The sequence below is a fragment of the Rhizobacter koreensis genome (assembly GCF_013366375.1).
GTDB classification, from domain to species: Bacteria; Pseudomonadota; Gammaproteobacteria; order Burkholderiales; family Burkholderiaceae_C; genus Schlegelella_A; species Schlegelella_A koreensis.
On the sequence record NZ_JABWMJ010000015.1, the window covers coordinates 38,656 to 62,883 of the forward strand.

General features: G+C 67.6%; 20 protein-coding genes and 1 pseudogene. 12 read left to right on the plus strand and 9 right to left on the minus strand.

Annotation, left to right across the window (positions count from 1 at the left end; all coding sequences use genetic code 11):
* Positions 1–68: 68 nt before the first annotated feature.
* Entirely contained in the window at positions 69–287 is a 219-nt protein-coding gene (locus HQN59_RS23120) for a hypothetical protein (RefSeq protein WP_054018154.1), read from the minus strand.
* Positions 288–296: 9 nt separating this feature from the next.
* Entirely contained in the window at positions 297–752 is a 456-nt protein-coding gene (locus tag HQN59_RS23125; protein WP_176071508.1) for an antirestriction protein, read from the minus strand.
* Positions 753–1,310: 558 nt separating this feature from the next.
* Between HQN59_RS23125 and HQN59_RS23130 the strand changes: the two genes are divergently transcribed.
* The 6 genes and pseudogenes from HQN59_RS23130 to HQN59_RS23155 all read left to right on the plus strand — a co-directional run.
* A complete protein-coding gene (locus HQN59_RS23130) occupies positions 1,311–2,198 on the plus strand; it encodes a tyrosine-type recombinase/integrase (protein ID WP_176071509.1) in 888 nt (295 codons plus the stop codon).
* Positions 2,199–2,231: 33 nt separating this feature from the next.
* Positions 2,232–3,503 carry a DUF1173 family protein gene (locus HQN59_RS23135; protein WP_176071510.1) on the plus strand — a complete coding sequence of 424 codons (1,272 nt, stop codon included), beginning with the start codon at positions 2,232–2,234 and terminating at the stop codon, positions 3,501–3,503.
* 106 nt (positions 3,504–3,609) lie between these two features.
* On the plus strand, positions 3,610–5,781 hold the full coding sequence (gene dinG / locus HQN59_RS23140) for an ATP-dependent DNA helicase DinG (protein ID WP_176071511.1): 2,172 nt from the start codon (positions 3,610–3,612) through the stop codon (positions 5,779–5,781).
* Positions 5,782–7,245 (plus strand): recombination directionality factor, encoded by a 1,464-nt coding sequence (locus HQN59_RS23145; RefSeq protein ID WP_176071512.1) that lies wholly within the window; start codon positions 5,782–5,784, stop codon positions 7,243–7,245.
* Positions 7,246–7,390: 145 nt separating this feature from the next.
* The gene (locus HQN59_RS23150; RefSeq protein WP_176071513.1) at positions 7,391–8,725 is read left to right on the plus strand and encodes a metallophosphoesterase family protein; all 1,335 of its coding nucleotides are present in this window, start codon (positions 7,391–7,393) and stop codon (positions 8,723–8,725) included.
* A gap of 77 nt (positions 8,726–8,802) precedes the next feature.
* Positions 8,803–9,015 (plus strand): annotated as a pseudogene (locus HQN59_RS23155) (hypothetical protein); the annotation flags it as partial.
* 51 nt (positions 9,016–9,066) lie between these two features.
* Here the strand turns inward: HQN59_RS23155 and merR are convergent.
* A complete protein-coding gene (gene merR, locus HQN59_RS23160) occupies positions 9,067–9,474 on the minus strand; it encodes a mercury resistance transcriptional regulator MerR (RefSeq protein ID WP_217704287.1) in 408 nt (135 codons plus the stop codon).
* Positions 9,475–9,545: 71 nt separating this feature from the next.
* On the opposite strand from merR, the gene merT reads away from it, so the two are divergent.
* From merT to HQN59_RS23185, 5 genes are all read left to right on the plus strand, one after another.
* On the plus strand, positions 9,546–9,896 hold the full coding sequence (gene merT, locus HQN59_RS23165; protein WP_176071516.1) for a mercuric ion transporter MerT: 351 nt from the start codon (positions 9,546–9,548) through the stop codon (positions 9,894–9,896).
* 13 nt (positions 9,897–9,909) lie between these two features.
* Positions 9,910–10,179, plus strand: a complete 270-nt coding sequence (gene merP, locus HQN59_RS23170; protein ID WP_176071517.1) for a mercury resistance system periplasmic binding protein MerP — start codon at positions 9,910–9,912, stop codon at positions 10,177–10,179.
* A gap of 26 nt (positions 10,180–10,205) precedes the next feature.
* Entirely contained in the window at positions 10,206–10,613 is a 408-nt protein-coding gene (gene merC / locus HQN59_RS23175) for an organomercurial transporter MerC (RefSeq protein ID WP_176071518.1), read from the plus strand.
* 33 nt (positions 10,614–10,646) lie between these two features.
* On the plus strand, positions 10,647–12,332 hold the full coding sequence (gene merA / locus HQN59_RS23180; protein WP_176071519.1) for a mercury(II) reductase: 1,686 nt from the start codon (positions 10,647–10,649) through the stop codon (positions 12,330–12,332).
* Positions 12,333–12,417: 85 nt separating this feature from the next.
* Positions 12,418–14,898: an AAA family ATPase gene (locus tag HQN59_RS23185; RefSeq protein ID WP_176071520.1), complete on the plus strand. Its 2,481-nt coding sequence runs from the start codon at positions 12,418–12,420 to the stop codon at positions 14,896–14,898.
* A 35-nt stretch (positions 14,899–14,933) separates the two neighbouring features.
* Here the strand turns inward: HQN59_RS23185 and HQN59_RS23190 are convergent, their stop codons facing one another.
* The 5 genes from HQN59_RS23190 to HQN59_RS23210 form a co-directional block, all read right to left on the minus strand.
* Positions 14,934–15,164 carry a hypothetical protein gene (locus HQN59_RS23190; RefSeq protein WP_176071521.1) on the minus strand — a complete coding sequence of 77 codons (231 nt, stop codon included), beginning with the start codon at positions 15,162–15,164 and terminating at the stop codon, positions 14,934–14,936.
* Between the two features lie 111 nt (positions 15,165–15,275).
* A complete protein-coding gene (locus tag HQN59_RS23195; RefSeq protein ID WP_176071522.1) occupies positions 15,276–15,695 on the minus strand; it encodes a hypothetical protein in 420 nt (139 codons plus the stop codon).
* Positions 15,692–17,758 carry a hypothetical protein gene (locus HQN59_RS23200; RefSeq protein WP_176071523.1) on the minus strand — a complete coding sequence of 689 codons (2,067 nt, stop codon included), beginning with the start codon at positions 17,756–17,758 and terminating at the stop codon, positions 15,692–15,694. Before HQN59_RS23200 ends, HQN59_RS23195 begins: the two co-directional genes overlap by 4 nt.
* Before the next feature lie 1,566 nt (positions 17,759–19,324).
* Complete coding sequence (locus tag HQN59_RS23205) at positions 19,325–20,368, minus strand: tyrosine-type recombinase/integrase (RefSeq protein WP_176071524.1); 1,044 nt, start codon at positions 20,366–20,368, stop codon at positions 19,325–19,327.
* A 106-nt stretch (positions 20,369–20,474) separates the two neighbouring features.
* Complete coding sequence (locus tag HQN59_RS23210; RefSeq protein ID WP_246295117.1) at positions 20,475–20,834, minus strand: hypothetical protein; 360 nt, start codon at positions 20,832–20,834, stop codon at positions 20,475–20,477.
* Positions 20,835–20,997: 163 nt separating this feature from the next.
* Between HQN59_RS23210 and HQN59_RS23215 the strand changes: the two genes are divergently transcribed.
* Positions 20,998–23,274 (plus strand): coiled-coil domain-containing protein, encoded by a 2,277-nt coding sequence (locus HQN59_RS23215; RefSeq protein ID WP_176071525.1) that lies wholly within the window; start codon positions 20,998–21,000, stop codon positions 23,272–23,274.
* Between the two features lie 69 nt (positions 23,275–23,343).
* On the opposite strand, the gene HQN59_RS23220 is transcribed toward HQN59_RS23215, so the two are convergent.
* A complete protein-coding gene (locus tag HQN59_RS23220; protein WP_176071526.1) occupies positions 23,344–24,213 on the minus strand; it encodes a hypothetical protein in 870 nt (289 codons plus the stop codon).
* Positions 24,214–24,228: the final 15 nt, after the last annotated feature.

The window sequence follows — 24,228 nt, forward strand, 5'->3', positions numbered from 1 at the left end:
GGTAGCGGTTGCTGCAGTTCGAAGACCACGGCGTGCCGGCCGTGGTCTTCGAGCTTCGAGGCGGAGAGCTACACCCCATAGTGCTGACGCACGTAGCGACGCCGCTGCAGATAGGGAGCGCCCTTGGTGATGTCCAGTGGAGCCCAGTGGATGAGCCACCGCAGCGCGGCGACGCGCAGCAGGGGTGGGTAGCGGCGGTCTTGCATCACCGCGAGGAGTTGCTCGGTGGTGTAGTGGCGCAAGCCCGTCAAGAGGACCATGAACCGGTTGCAACGATGGGTCAACATGGCCGTCCCCTAGTCGAGGGCGCGCCGGATGGTCGCGGACTCCGGGTGCTCGCCGATGAACTCGAGAAGCTGTTCGTACTTCTCGGCCAGGCTGTCCCAGCCTCGCCAGAGCATGTTGTTGAGCGCGAAGGCGGTGGCGATGATGCCGGCGACCTCGGCGCGAACCGTGCCGCTGAAGCCGTTGCCGTCGACCTTGATCTGGAAGGTCTCGACGCCGGACGGGTGCAAGAACGCACCGCCGTTCGAGAGCTCGACGTAGTCCCAGAAGCCGCCGCGATAGGTCGGGCAGAGGCTGCCCATCCAGTCGTACACCGACATCTCGAACTTGATCATCGCGCGCTCACCGAAGTGCTGCGGCAGGAAGTCCAAGCGACGTTCGACGGGCACGACGCTCGCGGTGATGCGAGCGCTGCCGTCGAAGGCCTGCCCCGGGTTGGCGAAGAGGGAAATGGATTCGTGGGACATGACGCTTTCCTTTCAAGCGCATGAACACGAGCGAACCCGACTCGGGGTGTCGCCCGAGCTCGGGTTGAGGATGCGCGGGCGGGCCCGCGCAGGAGGTGGCCTACGTCCTGGACGCGAGGCCGCAGTTGGGCGGCACGGGTCGGTTCGAAAGCCGGGCCAGCAAGAGCCGGCGAAGGATGTGGTGGGCCTGCAGGCGCAGGCGGATTGAAGTGCGGGTCACGACCGCAAACGCCGGCCAAGCCGGAACGCTGGTGACAGCGGCAATGGCGAGGTGCCAGTAGCGGCCTCAGTATGAACCAACGCTGTGTACCTGAACAGAGGCTCAGCAAGGCGCAGCCCGTGGGAGGTCGTGCCACCTCGCGTTCATGCAGCGTGCCGGCCGTGGCTACGAGCGCGACGGGCGGAAACCGGGGGGGCTTCGACCCTCCTTTCCGGGTTGAAACGCCTGATCGACTTCTGGACGATCCAGGGCAGGGCAATGCAACCGGCAGGGAGCTGTAGTCGCCCGCGCATTTCACCGGTCGGAACCAGTCCATGGGGCGCATTCCAATTCATTCCATGCACTTGCTTGCCAGCGTGGTCGAGGAGGGCCGGACCTACAAGGAGGTGGCCGCCGACCTGGGTGTTGCGCGATCTACGGTCGAACGGCGGATCAAGGGACTGTTGCGCCGACTTCACCTGAGCAACGCGCTCGGTTCGGTGAGGGCGGATTACCTCGACAGCCTGCCCGCGATTCGCCAGGAGCGTGAGACCATCATGGCGGCTGCACGCGCCTACGATGAGGACAAGCTGCCGCCACCGTGCCATGTCGTGCTCGATGCCGAGGAAGTGGCCGCCGGTGCTCGACGGTTGCGCGCAAGCTGCAGGAGCGCGAACCGCGACATCGCGCTGATCTACACGCTGCTCTGCACCGGTCTCAAGACCATGGAGCTTGCCCGTCTGCAGGTGGGTGACTACCTGGACGAACAGGGCAACGTGCGGCGCCGTTCGATGTTGCGCGCCGGCGCGGCATCCAACGGTCTCGAGCGACCGCTGTTCTTCGTCTCGGCCAAAGCCGTGGAAAGCATCGACACCTACCTCGAGGAGCGCATCCGCCGTCGCCTGGGTGTAGGCGTGCCCAATCGGTTTCGCGGGCTTGATCCGACGAGCCGGCTGTTCCTGACTGAGGCGGGCAATCCCTTTCAAGTCAAGCCACGGTCCGCGACCGATTCGCGCCTTACCTCGAAGTACCTGCAAGCGACGCTGCGCCTGGCTTTCGCGCGCGCTGGTTGGATCGGGATGACGGCCCAGCAGGTACGTCGGCAAGTCGCGGTCGCGATGGAGCGGCACGGTGCCGACCGCACCCAACTGCAGGAACTGCTGGGGCTGCGCTCGAGTCGGCAGGTGCATCGGCTGACGAGCCTACCGCCCGTGCCCCTGGAAGAGATCGCACGCGAGCTGGTGTAGACACACAGGGGCCTGCGGGCCCAGGAGGTTGCAATGGACGGGCCGAGGTACTTCGTCAGAGGCATCACTTTTCAGGCGACCGACCCGGCCCTGCAGGACGCCTTGGCAAGGGTCTACGACAGCGCCGAGCGGCCGCGCTGCATGTGCGTGCGCGGCGGCGTGGAGATGTATATCGCCAAGCACGGCGAATACGTCGTCAAGCGCATGCCGGGCACGGGAGACATGCACCATCCCACGTGCCACTCCTTCGAGCCGGAGCCGGGGATCTCGGGACTTGGAGAGCTGGTCGGCGAAGCCATCGTCGAGCACAACGCGGATCACGTGGAGATCCGGACGGACTTTCCGTTCTCCCGCGTCTCCGGCAAGGCCATGCCGCGCGGCGAGGCCGGTGGAGAGCCGCCGGCGGTGAACGCACCGCGCAAGCGCATGAGCCTGCGCGCGGTCCTTCACTTTCTCTACCACCGGGCCGGCCTCAACCGCTGGTATCCGGCGATGGAGGGCAGGCGCTCGCAGGGCGTGATCAAGAAGTACCTCGAGCTTGCGGCATCGGGTGTGACGCTCAAGGGCGAGACTCTGGACAAGAGGCTCTACGTCCCGGAGCCGTTCCGGGTCGCGGACAAGGAAGAGATCGGTGAGCGCCGGCGGCGCAAGCTGGCGATGCTGCTGTCGCCGGGCGATGACGTGGCTTACAAGATGGCCATCGTCATCGGGCAGTTCAACGGGGCGGAGCAGAGTGCCTACGGTCGAAGGTTGTTGATCAAGCACATGCCGGACGTGCCCCTGTACATGGAGAACAAGGCCTGGGAGCGCGCCGAGCGCGCCTACGGGGCGACGCTGCAGGCCCGTGACGCGGACCTTGAGCGCAAGCCGATGGTGGTGATGGCCGCGCTGATCTACGCGAAGCGCGAGCACCTCTACCAGGTCGACTCGCTGTCGATGACCCTGGTGTCGGATCAGTGGATCCCGCTTGAGGGCCTTCACGAGCTTCCGCTGATCGAGGAACTGCAACGGCAGGGACGGGCCTTCCTGAAGCCGCTTCGGTTCGATGCCAAGAGCGGTGCCTGCTTTCCGAATGCGTTGCTGCTGGACACCGAGGGTGGGCCGTTCCCGCTGCATGTCGTGAGCGCCTTCCTCGATCCGAAGGAGCAGGGTGCCAAGGAGAAGGCGGTGCTGGCGGCTGGTGAGGGCGCGTGGGTCTGGCGGACGGATCAAGACCTGCCCGAGTTGCCGCCACGCGCGTCGCCGCGAGCCACCGGTCCTGCCAGCGAAGGGTTGCGCGCTCAGCGGGTGCCGGAGGCCGGGTAGCAGAGCAGTCACGACGCGCGCGGCTTGACGACGGTCTCAGGTCGTGAGCCGCATGCGGACCGGCCGGCACCCTTGAGCGCAGGCAGGCGGCCCATAGGCTGACTGCATGGTCCGGGATGCCGAGAAGCAGCTGATCCGCGAGTGCATCGATGCGCTGCGCGAAGGGATTCCTGGCTTCAAGTCCCGACGGCCGCAGATGGAGATGATCGCGGCCGTGGCCAACACGCTGTCGCGGTGCCGCGCCGAGGATGAGCAGGCGGGCAACGGCGATCACCTCGCCATCGTGGAAGCGGGCACCGGCACGGGTAAGTCGTTCGGGGCCCTGGTGCCGGCGCTCGTGATGGCGAAGTCACGACATAAGCGGCTTGTCGTCAGCAGCTCGACGGTGGCGCTGCAACACCAGTACGCCGAAAAGGACGCGCCGACCCTGCAGCGGCTGCTGCCCCTTCAGTTCAGCTTCGCTGTGGCCAAGGGCCGGCGGCGCTATGCATGTACGGTGAAGCTCCAGGCGGAAGGTAAGCAGGCGGGCCAACGGGGTCTAGACCTCGCTGGCGCCTCCACGGCCGCCGCTGCCGATGAGGCACCCAGACGCGTGGCGGTGCTGCGCGACTTGCTGGTCAGCTTCGACGGCGGACGGTGGAACGGAGACCGAGACGAGCTACCTATCCCGGTGGTGGACGAGCTCTGGGATCGCATCACCACGGACAGGCAGGGCTGCTCCGGCTCCAAGTGCCCCGAGTTCTCGCGGTGCCCATTCCAAGCAGCACGGCAACGTGTCAAGGAGGCCGACCTCGTCATCGCCAACCACGATCTCGTGCTGTCGGCGATCGACATGGAGGGTGCCAGTGTCCTGCCGGCAGCGCAGGAGACGATCTACGTCTTCGACGAGGCACATAGCCTCGCGGCCAAGGCGGTGGAGCACTTCTCTGCGCGCCACGCGATCCGCGGGGCGGTCGAATGGCTGGAAGGCGCCTGCAACGCGGTGCGCGATGCCGTCCTTGGACTGCGCCTGGACGAGCAACTCATCCGCGACAGTCGCGCCTCCAGCGAACGGATCGAGCGCGCGTTGCGCGAACTGCACCGGTGCATCCATGGAACGAATGGGTTCGAGGAGAAGCGGGCCAGGCGGTTCAAGGCGGGACCCTTGCCGGCCTGGTGTCAAGGTGCGGGGGAGCAGATCCTGGATGCTGGCGAGGGCCTGCAGAAGACGTTCGCATCGCTCAGGGAGCATGTCCTGGAGCGCGCAGCCAGCGCCGGCACGCTCGCCACCCAGATCCTGTCCGTGCTTGGCTTCTACGTTGTCCGGCTCGACAACCTGGTGGATACGTGGCAGCTGATGCTGGCCGAGCAGCCGGACGACGTCGCGCCGATAGCGCGCTGGATCGAGCGCCATGATGGAGGCGGGCGGCCGGGCGACTACCTGGTCTGCGCGTCGCCGATCAGCGGCAGCGACAAGCTGCGCAAGCTGTTGTGGAACCGCGCCAGCGGCGCCGTCGTGATGTCGGCCACGCTGACGTCGTGTGGCACCTTCGATCTCTTCCTTCGCCAATCAGGGCTCGGCTGCTTCGAGCGGCCTACGTTTTTGCAGGTCGACTCGCCTTTCGACTTCCGCAGCCAGGCACGCCTGGTCGTCCCGGCCATGCGCGCGGAACCCACGGCTGCGGAGCAGCACACCCATGAGGTCGGCGCCCGGCTGCCAGCCCTCGTGGACACGTTGGGAACCCTGGTGCTGTTCACCTCGGCGCGCCAGATGCGGGATGTGTATGCACTGCTACCCGAGGACCTCCGGCGGATCACGCTGGTGCAGGGATCCATGCCCAAGGGCGAGATGCTCGCGCGGCACCGCGCAGCCGTCGACCGGCTCGACAGGTCCGTCCTCTTTGGCCTGAGCACCTTTGCCGAGGGCGTCGATCTCCCGGGCGACTACTGCACGCACGTCGTCATCGTGAAGCTGCCGTTCTCGGTGCCGGACTCGCCACTCGAGGAGGCGCGCCGCGAGTGGGTCGAATCGCGAGGCGGGTCGCCCTTCATCGAGATCACGGTTCCTGAAGCCGCCGTGCGGTTGAAGCAGGGGATCGGTCGGCTGCTTCGGACGATCCATGACCGCGGCCGCGTGACGATCCTCGATCGGCGGATCGTGACCAAGCGCTGGGGTGGACTGCTGATGCGCGGGATGCCGGACTTCGAGGTCGTGATCGAACGCAGCCGCGGACTTGAAAGAGCGGACAGCCGCAGGACCATGAGTTTCCGCTTCCACCAACTTGTGAAGGAGAGATGAATGGTCGCGATGGCACAAAGCAAGGCGAACGGGCAGGGCACTGCCCTGGCACCGGCCGCCGCAGGAGCGGTGGCGATTCCGACGCTGCTGGGGCGCTCGGCGCAGCGCATCCCGGTGGGTGGCCGCATCCGCGCAGGGATCAAGGTGCTGACCCGGCGCGCCGCCGAGTCGGCGCGGGCGCGTGAGGTGTACGAGTCCGGCGTGGCCGAAGGACGCGGGTTCGAGGCGATCGAACGGGAGCTTGCGGCCGTGCTGCCCGACCTGAAGAACCCGCTGACGCCGAAGAACGTCCCGTACTTCACCGTACGCGGCGAGGACTTCCCGAACCCGGAACTGGCGCGGCAGATCATGGACCTGTATGCCGAAGACCGGGGCGACGGCGTGATGCGGCTGTACCGCTTCCCCGTGGTCTTCCCGGCCGACGCGTGGCAGCACGTCATGCCACACGAACTGGTGACCTGGACGTCCAGCGAGCGGCGCTTCTGGTCGGAGTACTCGGAGGACGGGCAGACGCGGTACTGCAAGACCTACGAGCAGCCGCCTGCCGCCGGCGACGGGCGCCGCGTGGTGCGCATGTTCGGCGGCCGCAAGGCGACGTTGCGGGCACAGAACAACGGCGTGTGCGACCCCGAGACTTGCGCCGAGTACCAGGCCAAGAAGTGCAACCTGTCCGGCCGGTTCATCTTCTTCATTCCCGGCATCAAGTCGATCAGCGCGTTCGAGCTGCCGACCAACAGCTTCTACGCGATGCAGGCCGCGATCGAGAAGTTCCAGACCATCGCGTTCATGCGAGGTGGTCGCATCTCGGGATTCCTGGACGGGCAGCGCACGCCCTTCTTCATCAGCAAGCGGTTGGTGGAGGTGTCACGGATCGATGAAGAAGGCAAGCCCGGTCGCGTCACCCAGTGGCTCATCGAACTCGAGGCCCCGGTGGATCCGACGGCCCTGCTGCGCAACGAAGACGGGTTGGATGCCATCGAGACTCGCGCGGCGGAGGCAGCCATCGTGCTTCAGGGGCAGTCGACGGCCCAGACAAGCGCCGCGCCGGTGGTAAGCGATGACGGTGTGATCGACTTGCCGGCGGCGCCGGGCGGCAAGACGGACGCCGAACCGGAACGGATACCTGTGGCGGCCGAGTCCAATGCGGTGCAGCCGGGCCCTCCTGTTCAACCGGCGGCGCCGAGGCCCGGAGGGCAGCCGCGCCGCGACACGCCGGTCGCGCTTAAGGCCGGTGGCGGCGAAGGTGCCGCCGACGGCAAGGAGGTGGCGTGGCTCTTCGACGCCGCCGCAGCACTCGGTGTCGACGCGGAGACCTACGAGCGCTACGCCACCAAGCGGTGGGGGCAGGGGTGGAAGAAAGCCGCCGGCGGTCGAAAGCGCGCGCTGGAGGATCTCACCCCGTTCCAGGACAACGGCGCTGGCTTCGTCGACAAGGTGAAGGCCGAGCTCGACGTCTGGGCCTGAGCCGCGAGGACTTAGGCGTCGCGGATGGACCCGCAGGCCATGCACCGGGCTTGAAGCGCGGCGCCGCCGCGCGATCCTGTCGCACAGACCAACCCGGACGACACACGCGGCAGTCGGGCTCCGACAACGACAGCGAACGAAAAGGATGCATCTCATGATGAAGGTGGCGCAGTTCTCGGACCTGCATTTCAGCGGCAAGAACCTGGACGAGGCCGGACGCTGCTTCGGCTACGGCGTGGGCCAGGCCATCGAGCGCGGGGTCGATCTGGCGGTGATCACCGGCGACTCGACGGATCACGCGCTCGACGTGCACAGTCCGGCCGTGGGGCGGCTGGCCCGCGAAGTGCGGCGCCTGGCCGACCACTGCCCGGTCCTGATGCTTCAGGGCACGTTCTCGCACGAACCACCGGGCACGCTGGCGATCTTCCCGCTGCTGGGTGGGAGACACCCCGTGCACGTGGCCGAGCGCATCGGGCAAGTCGCGCTGATGGCCGATGGGACCTGGGCGCCGGCGCAGGGTTGGCGGTTCGATGCAGTGCCCGCTGGCGCTCGAGCCGTCTTCACCTGCATCCCGACGGTCAACAAGGCCACGGTGGCGGCGATGGTGGGTGCCGCCGATGCCGCCGAGGCCGTGGGCCGCGAGCTCGCCGCGCTGTTGTCCGGTTACGCGGGCATCAATGGCGCCGCTCGGGCGGCACAGGTGCCCACCATCGGCCTGGGTCATGGCACGGTGACCGGCTGCATCACGGAGCACGGCGTGCCGATGGCAGGCTTTGACCACGAGTTCACCACGACCAGCCTGTTCTCGGCGGGGGCTCAGGCCTTCATGCTTGGGCACATCCACAAGCATCAGAGCTGGGACGATGCGGGGAGAGTGGTGGCCTACGCGGGTTCGATCGGCCGCTTTCACCACGGCGAGTTGGACGCCAAGGGCTTCCTGCTGTGGGAGGTGGGTGCAGCGATCGCGCGTTTCGAGCTGATCGAGACGCCGGCGCGGCGCACGGTCGACTTGGTGTTCGAAGGCTTGCCCGACCTTGAAGAGATCACGCGCGCGGCGACCGATCTGGGCGTGGCAGGCGCCCACGTTCGAGTCCGTTGGCAGGTGGGCGAGGAGGAGCGTGCCGGCATCGATCGTGAGGCGATCAAGCGCGCCCTCGGCGATGCCGCGGACGTCCAGCTCGAGGGCCGTGTCGTGCCAGTCGTGCGCAGCCGCGCCGCCGGCATCTCGCGCGCTGCCACGCTGCAGGAAAAGGTGAGGGTCTGGGCCAAGGCGACGGGCTGCACGGACGGGCCGCTGATCGAACGCCTGAACTCGCTCGTCGACCGAGACCCCGCCGACATCGCTGCGGGCATCCTGCAGGTGGACGAAGCGAGCGCCGACGTCGACGCGTCGCTGTTCCGATCGACCCCGCAGGCGAAGCCTCTGCCGATCCAGGCGGCGCGAGAGCCAGACCAGCCGGCCGAGCTCGAGCTCTTCTAAGCCGGGACTTGATGCGCGGACATCCGGCGCGAGACTGAACCCAGCAAGTGCGATGGACGCGCTGGAACGGAGAGGCGATGAGCGAGACGAAGGTCAACGTGGGCAAGGCGACGAGTGGTGGCTACCGGCCGCTGTCCCTGACCCTCAGGGGATTCAAAGGCATCCGCAGCGGGCTGGGCCGTGACGCGATTACGCTGGACCTGGAGGCGCTGGTCGGCGATGCCCAGCTGGTCGCGATCGCAGGCAGCAATGGCCGCGGCAAGACCACGATCATGGACAACCTCCATCCCTTATGTTGAGTTCGCGGTGTCAACAGTGGCCCGAACCGACCGAGGCGCTGCTCACTGCTTCTGCAAGGTATCGATCAACGGACACGACACCTTGCCGCGGCTCATGCAGCAATCGCGGACGAGGCCGGCCAGGGCCGATTCGATTCGGCGCAGGTCCTTCAGCTTCCTGCGCACGTCCGCGAGCTTGACTTCTGCGAGTTCTCGCGCCTCGTCGCAGTGAGTGCCGTCATCGAGCTGCAACAACCCCGCGATCTCGTCGAGGCTGAACCCCAGGCGCTGCGCGGCCTTCACGAACCGCACGCGCGCCACGTCATCCGCGCCATAGCGCCGGATGCCGCCGTAGGGCTTGTCCGGCTCGGCCAGCAGAGCCCGGCGCTGGTAGAAGCGCACCGTCTCCACGTTGACCCCGGCCGCCTTGGCGACGGCTCCGATCGTCAGGCCGTTCTGCTCGCGTTCCATGCCGCTTGACTCCGTACATGAGTACGGAAATAAGCTTACGCCATCGCGTCCAGACTCGCCAAGGAATACGCATGACGGAAACACCGACCGGGCGCGGAGCCCTCTTCGCGGGAGGACTGGCCGCCATCCTCGCATCGACCTGCTGCCTCGGGCCCCTGGTGCTGGTGGCACTGGGCTTCAGCGGCGCCTGGATCGGCAACCTCACCGCGCTGGAGCCCTATCGCCCGATCTTCATCGGTGCCGCACTCCTCGCCATGTTTTTCGCGTGGCGACGAATCTATCGGCCGGCACAGGCCTGCGGGCCGGGCGAGGTCTGCGCGATTGCGCAGGTGCGGTCCACCTACAAGGCCGTCTTCTGGATCGTCGGCGCGCTGGTGCTGATCGCGCTCGCCTTCCCGTATGTCCTTCCTTTGTTCTACTGACCCGGAGTTCGCCATGAAGAAGCTGTTGCTGATCGCCGTGTTCGCCGCCGCCGCGGTGCAAGCGGCGCCCCAGACCGTCACGCTCGACGTGCCCGGCATGACCTGCGCGGCCTGTCCGATCACGGTGAAGAAGGCGATCTCGAAGGTCGACGGCGTGAGCAAGGTCGACGTGAGCTACGACAAGCGCCAGGCCGTGGTGACCTTCGACGATGCCAAGGCCAGCGTGCAGAAGCTGACCCAGGCCACCGAGAACGCCGGCTACCCGTCCACCGTCAAGCGCTGAACCGCAGCGGCGGTAAGGAGGCCACGATGAACGTCATGACGCGCATTGCCGACAAGGCCGGCGCGCTGGGCAGCATCGTCTCGGCGATGGGCTGCGGCGCCTGCTTCCCGGCCCTTGCCAGCCTCGGTGCTGCCCTCGGGCTCGGCTTCCTGAGCCAGTTCGAGGCCTTGTTCGTCACCGTGCTGCTGCCGCTGTTCGCGGGGCTCGCGCTGCTGGCCAATGCGCTGGGCTGGTTCAGTCACCGCCAGTGGCAGCGCAGCGTGCTCGGCATGATCGGACCGGCCATCGTGCTGGTCGCCAGCTTCACCGTAGCCGAGAAACTCCTCTACGTGGGCCTCGCGACGATGGTCGCCGTGTCGGTGTGGGACTTCGTCTCCCCTGCAAACCGGCGCTGCGGGCCCGAAGGCTGCGAGGTCGCGGCCAGGCACTCCTGAAGGCGCCGCGCCAGCACCTGTGAAAGCAACCCCATGACCGAACTCGTGATCAGCGGCATGACCTGCGACTCGTGCGCCACGCATGTTCGCCAAGCCCTGGAGAAAGTCCCCGGCGTGCACGCCGCGCAGGTGTCCTACCCCAAGGGCACGGCCAAGCTCACGCTGGCCCCCGACACGCCCATGACGGCGCTCGTGGAGGCGGTGACCGCGCTGGGCTATCGAGCCCGTGTCGCAAATGGGAATGCCGATCGGCCGCGCGACAGCCTGCTCGGCAAGGCGCGCAGCTGGCTCGGCGGTGGCCAGAAGGCACCCGGCGGCGACGAGGCGTTGCATGTCGCCGTCATCGGCAGCGGCGGCGCCGCGATGGCCGCGGCGCTGAAAGCGGCCGAACGCGGCGCGCGCGTGACGCTCATCGAGCGCGGCACGATCGGCGGCACCTGCGTCAACGTGGGCTGCGTGCCGTCGAAGATCATGATCCGCGCCGCGCACGTGGCGCACCTGCGGCGCGAGAGTCCCTTCGACGGTGGGATCGCCGCGAGCACGCCGGTCATCAACGGTGCCCGTCTGCTCGCGCAGCAACGCTCCCGCGTTGACGAACTGCGACATGCGAAGTACGAGGGCATCCTCGAAAGCACCCCGGCGGTCACCGTGCTGCGCGGTGAGGCATGCTTCAAGGACAGTTGGCATCTCGTGGTCCGGCTCCACGAAGGCGGTGAGCGCGAACTGGCGTTCGACCGTTGCCTGATTGCTACTGGTGCACATCCGTCGATCCCGCCGATCCCCGGGCTCAAGGACACGTCGTACTGGACCTCCACCGAAGCGTTGGCCAGCGCCGTCATCCCGCCACGTCTGGCGGTGATCGGCTCGTCGGCGGTGGCACTGGAGCTCGCACAGGCCTTCGCGCGGCTGGGCAGCAAGGTGACCGTGCTCGCACGCCACACGCTGTTCTTCCGCGACGATCCCGGGATCGGTGAGGCCGTGACAGCGACCTTCCGCGCCGAAGGCATCACGGTGCTCGAACACACGCAAGCCAACCGGGTGGACCACACCGACGGCGAGTTCGTGCTCGCGACCGATCGCGGTGAACTGCGGGCCGACCAGTTGCTCGTCGCCACGGGCCGCGCACCCAATACGCAGGGCCTCGGGCTCGACGCGGCCGGTGTGACCGTTGACGCGCAGGGCGCCATAGTCATCGACGCAGCGATGCGCTCCAGCGCGTCGCACATCTACGCCGCCGGCGACTGCACCGACCAGCCGCAGTTCGTCTACGTGGCCGCGGCCGCCGGCACGCGCGCGGCGATCAACATGACCGGAGGAGAGGCTGCACTCGACCTGAGCGCGATGCCGGCCGTGGTCTTCACCGACCCGCAGGTGGCCACTGTCGGGTTGACCGAAACCGAGGCGCGGGCCAAGGGCCTCGAAGTCGACACGCGCACGCTGACCCTGGACAACGTGCCGCGCGCGCTGGCCAACTTCGACACCCGAGGCTTCATCAAGCTGGTAGCCGAGGCGGGCAGCGGGCGGCTGCTGGGCGTGCGGGCCGTCACGCCCGATGCGGGTGAGCTGATCCAGAGCGCTGCGCTCGCGCTGCGAGCACGCATGACGGTGCACGACCTGGCCGATCAGCTGTTCCCATACCTGACCATGGTGGAAGGGCTCAAGCTGTGCGCGCAGACCTTCACCAAGGACGTCAAGCTGCTCTCGTGCTGTGCCGGCTGACATGCGTGCCTTGAGTGCGGACGACTGGCCTTGACGCAGAGAATGTTCATGAGAGCCTGAGGCATCTGCTTCTTCGGGGCTCTCCATGCAACCTCTCGCACTCACCCTCAAGGGATTCCGCGGTATTCGTGACGGCCTGGGCCGCGACGAGATCACGCTGGACCTCGAGCGCCTGACCCAGGACGCGCAACTGATCGCCATCGTCGGGGCGAACGGCAGCGGCAAGTCGACGATCATGGACTGCCTCGTGCCCTACATCGGACTGCCGAGCCGCGCCGCGCTGGCCGGTGCGGGCGGCTTCTCCTACTACGACCACGTGTACCTGCCCGAAAGCGTGAAGGACCTGACCTGGGCGCACGAGGGCCGCTGCTACCGCTCGCAGATCGTCATCCGCCTCTGTGGCCGCCGCCGCACCGAGGCCTTCCTGCACACGCTCGACGATGCCGGGCACTGGCGGCCGGTGCAGCTCGACGACGGCATGGTGTCCGACGGCCGGGTCGAGACCTATACCCGCTGCGTCGAGGCCATCTGCGGCAGCGCCGAGACGTTCTTCACCTCCGTGTTCGCGGCGCAGGGCAAGCGCCAGCTCAGTACCTATCGCAACGCCGAGATCAAGTCGCTGCTGGCGGACCTGCTAGGGCAGGAAGAGATCCAGGCTCTGGGCCAGAAGGCCGCGGAGACGGTGCGCCTGTTGAAGGCGGGGTTGGCGACCATCCGGCAGGAACTGGTCGGGCTCGACGCGGAGGGGGTGCGCCTGGAGGCGACACGCCGGCAGCTCGACGGAGCGGGCGAACGCATGGCGGCGGCCGAGCGTGCCAAGGCGGCGGCACACGCCGCATTGGAGGCAGCGCAGGCGCGGCATGCGCGCGTGGCGGTCGAGCGCGAGCAGTCGCGGGCCACCGAAGCTCGCCGCGCACAGCTCGCGGCCGAACGCCAGTCCACTCTCGACACCACCGCGCAGGCTCGCCGTGCGCTCCAGTCCAGGGATCAGGTCGAGCGGCAACGGCTCGAGCAACTTGACCAGCGGGTCGCCGGACGGCTTCAGCAGGAACGCTCGCGGCGTCAAGCCCTGACCCTGTCCCGGCGACGTTGCCAGGCAGTGCTTGCCGACGCGGCCGAGGTACAGCGTGCGGACCGGCGCCTGCCGCTCGCGCAGCGTGTGCAGGCGCTGCGCAGCGCGCTCACCGAAGCCTGTCGCCAGCAGACACACGCGCTGACGCGCTGCCAAGGGGCGATGCGGCTTGCCGAACACCGCGTGGCAGGCATCGAGCAAGAGGCGGGGCGGGCCGCGCTGAAAGCCGAGGAACTCGCGCGCCGGTTCGGGCTGACCGGCGAGGTGCCCTGCGTCGGCACGGACCTGCAGGGCCGTTGCAAGCTGCTGGGTGACGCGCGCGAGGCGCAATCGCTGATCCCGAACGCCCATGCCCAGTTGGCCCGGCTGGCCGTCGAGAAGGCCGCGGCGCAGCAGGAACTGCTCGCCGCGCGCCAGCGCTGCGAAGCGCTGGCCGGCGCACCGCAGAACCTGGCACGGGCCGAGCACCGCGAAGCCGTCGCGCGCGAGCGGGTGAGTCGCCTGGCCGTGATGTGCTCGAAGGCGCCGGCGTGCGCACAGGCACAGATGACATTGGTCGAGATCGACCAGGAGTTGCAGGCGCTGGGCCCTGCGCTGGCCGCCGATGCGGCCGCCGAAACCGCCGACGAGCGCGCCGAGCGCCAGCAAATCGCCGCGGCACGCCAGGCGATCGAGGAGCAACAGGAACAACTGGCGCGGCAGGCCACGGCGGCGCTGGCGCGCCTGGATCACGCGCTCGCGTCGCTGCCGCCCGCCTTCGACGAGCGACAGGTGACGCAGGCCTCTCAAGCGTTGGGTGCCGCTCGGGAAGCCTTCGGCGCCGCCGAGCAATCGATGCTGACGGCGGTGCGCGAAGCGCAGACGATCGAGGAGGTGTCCAAACAAGTGGCCGCGCTGGCCGAGCGCCGCGAGCGCGTTCACGCGCGCAGCGCTCGCGTCGAGGACGAACTGGGCAACTGGAGCCTCTTCGCGCGCTGCATGAGCAACGACGGCCTGATCGCGCTGGCGATCGACGATGCGGGGCCCGCGCTCTCGGCGTTGGCGAACGACCTGCTGCTGGCCTGCTACGGACCGCGCTTCACGGTGTCGATCCACACCTTGCTGGAGACCGCCAAGGGCGAACAGAAGGAGGGCTTCGACATCCTCGTGCACGACGGCGACACCGGCGAAAGCAAGAGCGTCGGCCTGATGAGCGGGGGCGAGCGAACGTTCGTGGAGTCATGCCTGACCCGCGCGATCGCGTTGTACCTGGCGCGAAACACCGGCCGCCGCTACACCACGCTGTTCACCGACGAGGCGGACGGCCCGCTGGACTCCCAGCGCAAGCGCATGTTCATGGCGATGAAGCGGGAAGTGCTGCGCCTGGGCGGCTACGAGCGCGAGTTCTTCGTCTCGCAGACGCCGGAGCTGACGGCGATGGCCGATGCCGTGATCGACCTCGACGCGCTGAAGGCGGACGGATGCGCAGCGCGAAGGTCCGTGTTCGCGGCGTAGCGACCGCGGGCCCAAGCCGGCAGCGCCGGCACCGATCATTGCGGCTCGGCTCGCGGCGTGCGCGGATCGGCCGAGCCATGGTGACGGATTCCCCTCAGGTATGCCTCATCGAGCAAGGGCTCGCAAGCAGGCTCGCTCTTCGCGAGCCGCTCCAGGGCGCGGAGGAGGTGATCTGCAACGCTGCGCTGCTCACTCGCGACGGCCAGGCTGTAGAGCCGCAACAGCCCTCGCGCGAGGCGAAGGCAGGATCCGAGGTCGCTGTTCATCGCAGACCTCCAAGCGGGGCATCACTACCCCGAGTGCTGGCAGCGTAGAGCTTGCCCCTGTGTCAAAGTCAACCCCCGGCCGCAGTCCCTCCCTCGGACTGCGGCGGAGGTTCAGCGCTGCAGCGAAACCACCTGGGGCTTGTGGGCGCGGCGCACTTCGGCCAACTCCCGGTCGCGCCGCACGAGTTGCAGCCGCGTCTCCTGCCAGGCTGCGAAGTAGTGGTCGACCAGTGCCGCGAGCTTGGTGAGCTGCTCGCGCAAGGCGGCATTGTCGCGGCGCAGTCGCGCCGCGCGCCCGGCGTCATCGGGGCGCCGAAGGTGCTTCTGCTGAGCCGCGCGCAACGCCTGCACGACATCGGGGTGGTAGCGGTACAGCGCGTTGCGCGAGATGCCGGCCAGATCGCACAGCGCGGCGGCGGTCAGTGCCGGCGGTGAGGCGCTGCCGCCACGCTGTCGAACCATCGTCGTCAGCGCCTCGCGCAGACGCTGGGCCGAGGCGGTCCTGGTTGTGCCGCGCGCCTGCTTCGTCATGATCGCTGCTTCCCATCGCTGTCGATCGTGCGGACCAGCGACCTTGCCTCATCGAGTCGTGCGCGGACGATGCGCAGGGTCTGCCGCGGCAGGGCCGGCTCGTCCAGCAACCGCTCGCAGCGGTGGACTTGCTCGACCCAATAGGGTCGATGCCGCTGCGACACCACGAAATTCTTGCAGCGCGCGCAGGTCGACGGCTCGCGGCGAGCGGGGTTCGGGCCGGCCACGTTGCCGAGGCAGGCGCTGTGCTCCTCGCGATAGACGCAGAAGCCCCAGTCGCAGATGCCGAGCACAAGCCCCGCGTCCACCAGCAGGCGCGCGTAGCTTGCGAGGTCTTCCTTCATGCGCTTGCCCCGAAAGCGCGGGCGATTGGCCACGATCTCCTCGCCGGCGCGGCCGCCCAGGCCGGGTGTCGCCAGCATGTGTTCCCACGCGTTGACCGACTGCTGCAGGATCTCGGCGTCGATCTCCTGGGCGAGCCGGTAGTCGGAGCCGGCGTAGCCATGGTCGGTCTCGGCCCGTTCGCGATGACCGAGTTGCTGGGCCAGCGCGAACAGACACGTGCGATCACGCAACGCCGCGAACCTGGCGAAGGTCTTGCGGCCCTGGTGCGTGGAGAGCCGCCACGGCCGGTCCTGGTGCGTAAGGCCCAGCCAGGCGCCAAAGCGCTGCAGCTGGATGTTGATCCGTGCGATCGACGGAATCTCGAGCAGCTCGGGCAGGACCTCGTGCCACTCCGTCGCGCCGTTGCCGTGCCAGCGGCGCAACCACAACTCGTCGCGTCCGGAGACGGCGCGGTGCCCGGCGGACAAGGCTTCGAGCACCGCCACGGCCTGCACCGCGGCAGGAGGTGCAACCCATTCGTGCGGCCGTCCGTGGTAGCCCGATTGGCGCTTGAAGATCGCCCCGACGATCACGGTGACCGGCTCGCTGGCGCCGTCGGCGCAACGGTGCTGCACGCAGCCGGCCTTCAAGTGCAGGATCTCGCTGACGCGCGGGCCGACCAAGTAGGAAATGACGACGAAGCAGGCGGCGTAGAGCAAGTCGGTGCGCAAGACGAGTTCGCGGACCGATCGCACTGGGGAATCACCATCGGGGATGCCGGCGCTGGCGCTTCGAAGTGCCCGTGTCGCTCTTCCGGTGTGGGCATGGCCCGCACCACGACCGCCGGTCGCCGCCTGCCGATACGTCGGCCAGGCGCGCAGAACGATGGGAGCGTCGCGGGTGAGGATGTCGATGGCCGCCTGCACCAATGCCACGGCGACGGTGTCCGGCGTGTAAGGCCAGGGTCGACGCAGCCCCTCGTGATAGCCGGCGGCCTGGCGCTGATCGTGTCCCGCAAAGGGGTCGAAGCACAGGCTGTCGTCGAGTTTGCCGCGAAAGCGATGGAAGTACGCGAACAGGTACAGGTGACGCTGCACGGTCCCCGGCGCTCGCTGCGAAAGGTGGCCAGTCAGGGGGCGCGTGCGCAGCCACTGCTGGAATTCCAACAGCGCCGGCGGGTCGAGCGCTCCAAAGCGGCCGAAGCCCTCACCGTCCATCCATTGAAGCAGGCAGCGCAGGGTGTGAAAGTACTGCGCCACCGTGCTCGGACGCAGAGGCAGGCCGGTGGACAGCGAGCGCGATCGGATGAGGGCGACGAGCTGCCTGCTGGTCTCCCGCAGCGTGGCGTAGCGCTCGTCGGTGAATCGTCGGCCGTCTCGCAGATCGAAGTCCCAGCGCAGGCGCACAGGCTGCCGTTCTTCCAGCGCGTTGCCTGGCGCAAGAATCCAGACATCGTCTTCCCACCTCGAGTCGAGTAGGAACCATCCACGATCGCCGGCGCGTTCGCCCGCGGGGACGGCGGGACGGTCGGTGACGATGTGCTGCAGGGCTGGCATGGCAGCGGCCTCAGCGCAGGTCCAGCAGCGGCGGAAGTTGCGGCAACAGCGACTCGGCCGCCGCAAGTTCTCGTTCGGCGAAGCGCGGCAAGATGTCCTCCTCGAGGATGCGTAGCTGGGGCGCGTAGAAGGCCTGCCAGCGCGCGGGATGCAGCGTCGCCGCCGCGGCGCGAAGGTGGTCACGCGCCTGGAGCAGACCAGCCACCGTCAGCGGCTCCGGCGCGATCACGGCATTGGGGCAGGTGAAGCAGCCCATGAAGTTGGTGCAGAGCTCGCCCTGACGTGTACCCGGCGCGGTGCCGGCCAGCGGATCCTTGCAGTCGAAGCCGAACATCGAAACCAGCTCGCCCGATGGGAGCCGCGCACTCGGCGGTGACGCCGCGGCCACCGGCGGAGGCGACTTGGTCGACGCCGTGAGGTGCTCGATGAAGGCCTCTTGCAATGCGGCGATGCGCACGTGGTTGTGCCTGCGGACGACCGGCACCTCGACATAGCGGACGGTCGTCGCGATGTTGGCGTGGTTGGCCAAAGCCCGCGTTCGAAGCAGATCGCCGCTGGCGCGGTAGAAGTTGCACAGGACGCTCGGCCGAATGCTCACCAACGAAAATGCAGCAAGGCCATGGCGTTCGCAGAATTGGGCGAGCAGGTGGTGGACCGTGACGGTGGACATCGCGTTCACGGTGCGCAGTCCCTTGAAGATGAAGAGCCGGTTGCGCTGTTCCGGTGGTGCGAGCGGCCGCAACTGCTCGTTCCAGGCGAGGATGTCCCTGACCAGCGCCGGCGGCTCGAATGGGGAGTCACGTTCGAACGTGCGTCGCTGCAGGCGTCCGGCGCGGGCCTTGAACCACACCAGCGCCTGGCGGTTCTCCAGCAGGGGGACCTCCTGCAGGCAGTCGCGCGCGAGTTCGGCGATGGGCTCGGGGTTGCCGGCCGTGTGGATCATGATGGCCAGGTAGTACGGCAGCAGCGAGACCGCACGCGGGTACAGGCAGGGCTCGATCTGCTTGGCGCCGCCCCACCGTCGCACCGCCAGCTGCAACGGATGGTTACCGCGCCGTTGCAGCTCGAGGCCGCTGGGCACGATGCCGCCGAAGCGCCGATCGACCTCGGCAAGAAGCCAACCCAAAGAGCCGACCTTGTCGCCATCGGCAGCGCGCTGCGCGGCGGCCGATGCGCGCGCTTCCCTCATCGCAGCGATGTCTGCTTCGCAAGCACGCAGGATGGCGCGTAGCTCGCGTGCCGGCAGCGTCGCGCGTGAGCGGTCGTCGCGGCCACGCCCTGGAAAGGGCGTGAAAGAGTGGTCGATGTGGCCGACGAGATCGGGGCGACAGCGTTCGAGCCAGCGCAGCAGCCGGCGCAACGCACTGTAGACCCCAGCTCGCGTGGAGATTGCCCATGGCCTGCCGTCCGAGCGCCGTTGGGCGTTGAGCCACTCGACGTAGCGCACCAGCATCCGTCGGTCCAGGTCCGCGAGCGACGCGACGGCTCCCGATTCGGCCGCGAAGCGGTTGAAAGTCAGCACCGAGGTCCAGCATGACTTGATGCTGCGGGGCGACCGGGCTCCGAGGTGGCTCCAGAACGCCTGTGCCAGCGCAAGCCGCACGTCCTCTGGCAAGCACAGTGACGAAAAGTCGATGACCGTCTTGCGAACCACACGAGGGGCATCGAAGCGAGCGGGCTGCGCGTCGTGCGCTGGCGCCGCCACCGCTTCGTGCGACAGGACCCGACGTATGCTCTGGCGCGGCGACTTCATGGCGCCCCCGCCTCCGACAGCAGCGTGTCGAGCACGTCCTTGAGGACGCATGGGTCGACGGCAACGGCGCGAAGGTAGCGGTCGGTGGTGTCGAGGTGCTCGTGGCCAAGCAGCACCTTCACGACGATCAGAGGGTTGATCTTGGCGCCTCGGTCGGCCAGGTGCTCGAGCCGGGCGAGCAGCATGCACGCGAAGGTGGCCCGCAGCAGGTGCGTGGTGGCCTTGAACCCGCAGGCCAGACCCGCCTGGCTCACGGCTCGCTGATAGGCGTTCTTGCCCGCGGGCGATCCGCGGGCGTTGACGAACAATGCCTTGTGCTCGGAGATGCGACCCTTGCGTCGAGCGCGCGCGAGCCAGGCGAAGCGATGGCCGCTGACGTAGCCGTCGGTCTCGTCGAGCAGGCTGGCCGGCGCGATCACGTGGCCGGGCTTGCGGCCCTTGCGAATGACCTCGATCGCGTGGTGCAGCGTGGCTGACGCACGGCGATGGCCTATGTCGTTGACGCTGAGGCGCAGCAGTTCGCTGATGCGCAGGCCCGTATACAGCTGCCAGCGTGCCATCAGGTCGTAGGGCGGTGCGAGCTCCGCGAGGAGTTCGCGCGCCTGCTCGGAGACCAACGGCCTCGGCAACGCCTCGTACTGCCGAAGGATGAAGATGCTGTGTTCATGGGTCGCAGCGTGACTGGCCTGCGTCGGCCGCTGATGCCGTGCGAGCCGGAGGTCGCGCGTCTTGTCCGCCAGCGGCGAGGCGTTCAACCATTGCGTCCGAACTGCCCACTCGTAGAACCGAAGCACGCCGCGAACGCGATGATTGATGGTCGTCGTCCGGTACGGGCGGCCGGTGTGGGGGCTCGGCTGCGCCATCATGCGGTTCCGATAGGCCACGAGGTCGACCGCGTCGGCGCTCTCCCACGGGATGTCGTTCTGCTCGAGCGTCTCGAACCAGTCGTACAGGATCTCGGCGTAGGTCCTCCGCGTGTCGTCGGTATGGGCGCGCTGGACCGAGTGTTCATGCAGGAAGGCGACCGCCGGTTCGATCAACTGCCAGTGTCTGGTGAACAGAAGCGGGAATCCGGCGGGCCGAGGCTCGCGCACGGCGACAGCGCGCGCCTGTTCGGCAGCGTCGCGCGTTCGCGCGGCCACTTCATCAGGGGTCGGCAGCGAGGCCTTGCGGATGATCTGAACCATGAGGCGCTGCCTTGCGGGTCAGAAGCTTGACGGCGTCGACGAATGGCACATCCAGGAGGTAAATCGCCAAGTCGATGGCGCCACCTCCGCCATGCCTCGCACGTGTGTCGTACCACTTGGGACCCGTGGTCACGATCTCGAAATCGCCGCGGCGAGTGCACAGGTGCCAACGCTCGCTCTGGTCGTCCTTGACCGGCCGATACGTCGGGTCGGACTTGACGTGCGTGGCCAGCAGCGCAAGTGCGTCGCAGGCTGGCATCTGGCGAAGCCTTGTCAACGTCGAGGCACTGAACGTTCTGCGTAGTCGGCGCGCGACCATGTTCGCGACCTCCTGTGGCGTTGTTCGAAAACGCGGGACGCGGCGGGCTACTCGCCTCTGAAAGAGGCTGGGCTGCCCGGGCGTGAGGTCACTGTAGGCGGCGAGTCTGCTCAATCCAAGGGCGTTGACACTCGCGAATGCAACCTAACACCCCTTCCTCGTGATGCCCTCCCGCGCCGGCGCCGACGGTCTAGGCGCGTTCTCATACTACGACCATGTCTTCCTGCCGGAGAGCAGCAAGGAGCTGGTGTGGCGGCATGGCGGTAGGCGCTACAAGAGCGAGATCGTGTTCCGTGTGAACGGCAAGAAGAAGACCGAGGCCTTCCTGTTCGAGGAGCGCTCGGGCGGCTGGGCCCCGGTGGGCCTGCTCGACGGCACGGTGTCGGACGGCAAGGTCGACACCTATGAGAGGGCCGTCGCCGACATCCTCTGCGCGCCCGACACGTTCTTCACCTCCGTGTTCTCGGCCCAGGGCAAGCGACCGCTGTCGGCATTCAAGAATGCCGAGATCAAGACGCTTCTGGCGGACCTCCTCGGACTGGATCAGGTTCGTCAGCAGGGCGCGCTCGCCGCAGACGTGGTCAGGCAGCTCAAGGCGGGCCTGGGCGTGCTGCGGCAGGGTGCCTTGCGAGCGCAGGAGGACGCGGAGACCCTGAAGCGCAGTCTCGCGGAGCTTGATGGCTCGGCGCATGGCGTGCAGGCTGCTATTGGACAGCGCTCGGTGGCAACCGCGCGCCACGAAGCGGCGCGACAGCGACTGGCCCAGGTGACGGCCGAGCACGCCGGGGCCGCCGAAATCGAAGCGCGGCGCCGGGCGCTTGCCGACGATGCCAACCGCGTGGGCGACGAGCATGCCGCCGGGTCACGGCGCATCGCGGAAGAACTGCCGCGCCTGCAACAGCGACATGCAGCGCTCCAACAGCGTATGAGGACGCGACAACAGGCTCATGGCGAGCGGCGTGCGCAGCTGCAGCGGGACATCGCGGGGCTGGCGGCAGTCGCCGAACTTCGTGGCGACGTCGAGCGCGCGCTGGCGCGTCGCGAGTTCGCGCAGCGGGTGGTAGCCCGATGCCAAGCCTACGCGGCCAAGAAGCAGGGTCAGGTGGACGTGCTGGAGCGGGTCAAGGCGACACTCGCTGGCCAGCGACGCGAACTCGAGGCCATCGACCGCGAGGCCGGGCAGATCGCGCTGCGACAGGGGGACCTGCAGCGGCGCTTCGGCCTGACCAACAGCGTGCCGTGCACGGGCATGGACATCCAAGGTCAGTGCCAGCTTCTGGGTGATGCCCGGGAGGCAAGGGCGCTGCTGCCTTCCACGGACGCGGCGCTCGGTGGTCTGGTCGAAAGGAAGAGGGCAGTGAGTGCTGCCATCGCCCGGGACGATCTGGCCGTGAAGGGCCTGCCTGCAGCAGCCGAGGCGCGCAACCAGGCGGAGCAACTCCTGGACGCCGCGGAAGAACGGTTGCGCCGGATCGAGCTGCTCTGTGCCCGTCGCGACGAGGTGGAGCGTGCTGCGCAGGCACTTGCCGCACTGACCGAGGAGGTCGCCAAGATGCCGGAGACGACCGAGACGGAAACCGCCGAGGAACGCGGCGAACTGGCAGAGATCGCCGCCGCGCGCCACCGCTTGGACGAAGAGGTGAGCCGCCTGGCTCGCGTGCGTGACGAAGCCCTGACTCGCATAGAGGATCAACGCCGGTTGCTTCCGCCGCCGCTGGATGGAGCCACGCTGGTCGCAGCCAAACAGGAGGTCGATGCGACATCACAGGCAGTGGCAACTGCCGAGCGTGACGAACTGGACGCACGTGAGCGTGACGAGCGGGCGAAGGCGCTCGGCCAGGAACTCACCGCCACCCTGACGAAGGCGGCATCGGCAGCGAGTTCGGTCGGGCGCGTGGAGCAGGAGCTTGCAACCTGGACGCTGCTGGCCAAGTGCCTGAGCAACGACGGCGTGATCGCCCTGGACATCGACGATGCAGGGCCGACTTTCTCGGCGCTGGCGAACGATCTTCTGCTGGCGTGCTACGGTCCGCGCTTCACGCTGCAGGTGATCACGCAGTCGACCACAGGCAAGGGCGAGTTGCGCGAGGACTTCGACATCATCGTGCACGACGGCTGGCGCGACGAGGCCAAGAGCCTGAAGCTGGTCAGCGGAGGCGAACGGGTTTGGATCAACGAGTGCCTCACACGCGCCATCGCGCTCTACCTGTCCGGCAACACCGGGCGCCAGATCGGTACGCTGTTCAGCGACGAGGCAGACGGCCCGCTCGACCCGGAGCACAAGCGCATGTTCATGGCGATGAAGCGCGAGGTGCTACGGCTGGGCGGATACGAGTGCGAGTACTTTGTAAGCCAGACGCCGGAGCTGACGAGCATGGCCGATTGCATCGTCGACCTAGAGACCATGGGGGTTGGGGCAGTGCCTTCGTCCCAGCCGTAGGCCCCAGTCCTTTGCCCTGCGACGATTGCGACGCAGCAGCACGCTGCTCTCGCTGCAGCCCAAGCTACGTCACTTAAACGGCGCGATCGCAGCGCATAGGGCGTCGTTCAGCGCCCCGGCGTCCGCCTCGGTGGTCAGGGCGCGATTCCAGACCAGCAACTGCTGCAAAGAGTAGTCCAGGATCCCTGAACCGTTTGGCTTGAACAGAAAAAGCACCGCATGGATGGTCGCCTTCAGGTGCGCGAACCGCTTGGCAGCCACCTGAATTTCCGCGGGGTACACAGGTTTGAGGTCCTGGAACAGTCCAAAGATGCCCCGCCTGCATTCTTCCGGCACTTCCGGGTCACCGTACGTAGCCAAGATGCAATCGTGCAGGTCGGCCATCCCGAGCAGGAGGTCTGATACGCACACCGCCACAACATTGAACGCGCCAGGGTCGACTTTGAGGAACTTGGTGGGCTTGCCGTGCTTGTCCTCAACCTTACTCAGCACAATGCTCTGGAGCTTGAGAATTTCCCTCTGCTCGTCGACGCCGTCCTTGATGACCGCATACAGGCCCGCATCAGTGAGCTGCTGGGCAATCTTTGTCGCGGTTGCTTGGTCTTGCTGAAGAAGCCGGAGCTCGAAGTAGGCTGCGCCGGCATCACCAAGCTTCAGGCCGAAATCGATTGAGCTTCCTTCGCTGGCGCCCTGCTTCACCTCGTAGTCCAAGCTGAGGCCACGGGACTCGAACTGGTAGGCAAAAGTGGCTTCCAGAAGTAGGGAAAGGAAGTTGCTCTTGTCGTTGGCGCTAGAGATGCCCTTCAGGAGTGAGGCATACCGCCCGGTCGCCTCAAGCGCCCTAAGCTTCGCGAGGAGACCGTCGACCTGGTCGTCGGGCTGAACGGCGCCTCCGGACGCCGAGATGGCCTCAACAAGGGTGGCTCGCTCGATGGGCATGGCGCCATCGTATCG

Bases quoted from the DNA above. Each gene is read 5' to 3' on its own strand.
- HQN59_RS23120 (WP_054018154.1), bottom strand. From the start codon at position 287: ATGTTGACCCATCGTTGCAACCGGTTCATGGTCCTCTTGACGGGCTTG.
- HQN59_RS23125 (WP_176071508.1), bottom strand. From the start codon at position 752: ATGTCCCACGAATCCATTTCCCTCTTCGCCAACCCGGGGCAGGCCTTC.
- HQN59_RS23130 (WP_176071509.1), top strand. From the start codon at position 1,311: ATGCACTTGCTTGCCAGCGTGGTCGAGGAGGGCCGGACCTACAAGGAG.
- HQN59_RS23135 (WP_176071510.1), top strand. From the start codon at position 2,232: ATGGACGGGCCGAGGTACTTCGTCAGAGGCATCACTTTTCAGGCGACC.
- dinG (WP_176071511.1), top strand. From the start codon at position 3,610: ATGGTCCGGGATGCCGAGAAGCAGCTGATCCGCGAGTGCATCGATGCG.
- HQN59_RS23145 (WP_176071512.1), top strand. From the start codon at position 5,782: ATGGTCGCGATGGCACAAAGCAAGGCGAACGGGCAGGGCACTGCCCTG.
- HQN59_RS23150 (WP_176071513.1), top strand. From the start codon at position 7,391: ATGCATCTCATGATGAAGGTGGCGCAGTTCTCGGACCTGCATTTCAGC.
- merR (WP_217704287.1), bottom strand. From the start codon at position 9,474: ATGGAACGCGAGCAGAACGGCCTGACGATCGGAGCCGTCGCCAAGGCG.
- merT (WP_176071516.1), top strand. From the start codon at position 9,546: ATGACGGAAACACCGACCGGGCGCGGAGCCCTCTTCGCGGGAGGACTG.
- merP (WP_176071517.1), top strand. From the start codon at position 9,910: ATGAAGAAGCTGTTGCTGATCGCCGTGTTCGCCGCCGCCGCGGTGCAA.
- merC (WP_176071518.1), top strand. From the start codon at position 10,206: ATGAACGTCATGACGCGCATTGCCGACAAGGCCGGCGCGCTGGGCAGC.
- merA (WP_176071519.1), top strand. From the start codon at position 10,647: ATGACCGAACTCGTGATCAGCGGCATGACCTGCGACTCGTGCGCCACG.
- HQN59_RS23185 (WP_176071520.1), top strand. From the start codon at position 12,418: ATGCAACCTCTCGCACTCACCCTCAAGGGATTCCGCGGTATTCGTGAC.
- HQN59_RS23190 (WP_176071521.1), bottom strand. From the start codon at position 15,164: ATGAACAGCGACCTCGGATCCTGCCTTCGCCTCGCGCGAGGGCTGTTG.
- HQN59_RS23195 (WP_176071522.1), bottom strand. From the start codon at position 15,695: ATGACGAAGCAGGCGCGCGGCACAACCAGGACCGCCTCGGCCCAGCGT.
- HQN59_RS23210 (WP_246295117.1), bottom strand. From the start codon at position 20,834: ATGGTCGCGCGCCGACTACGCAGAACGTTCAGTGCCTCGACGTTGACA.
- HQN59_RS23215 (WP_176071525.1), top strand. From the start codon at position 20,998: ATGCCCTCCCGCGCCGGCGCCGACGGTCTAGGCGCGTTCTCATACTAC.
- HQN59_RS23220 (WP_176071526.1), bottom strand. From the start codon at position 24,213: ATGCCCATCGAGCGAGCCACCCTTGTTGAGGCCATCTCGGCGTCCGGA.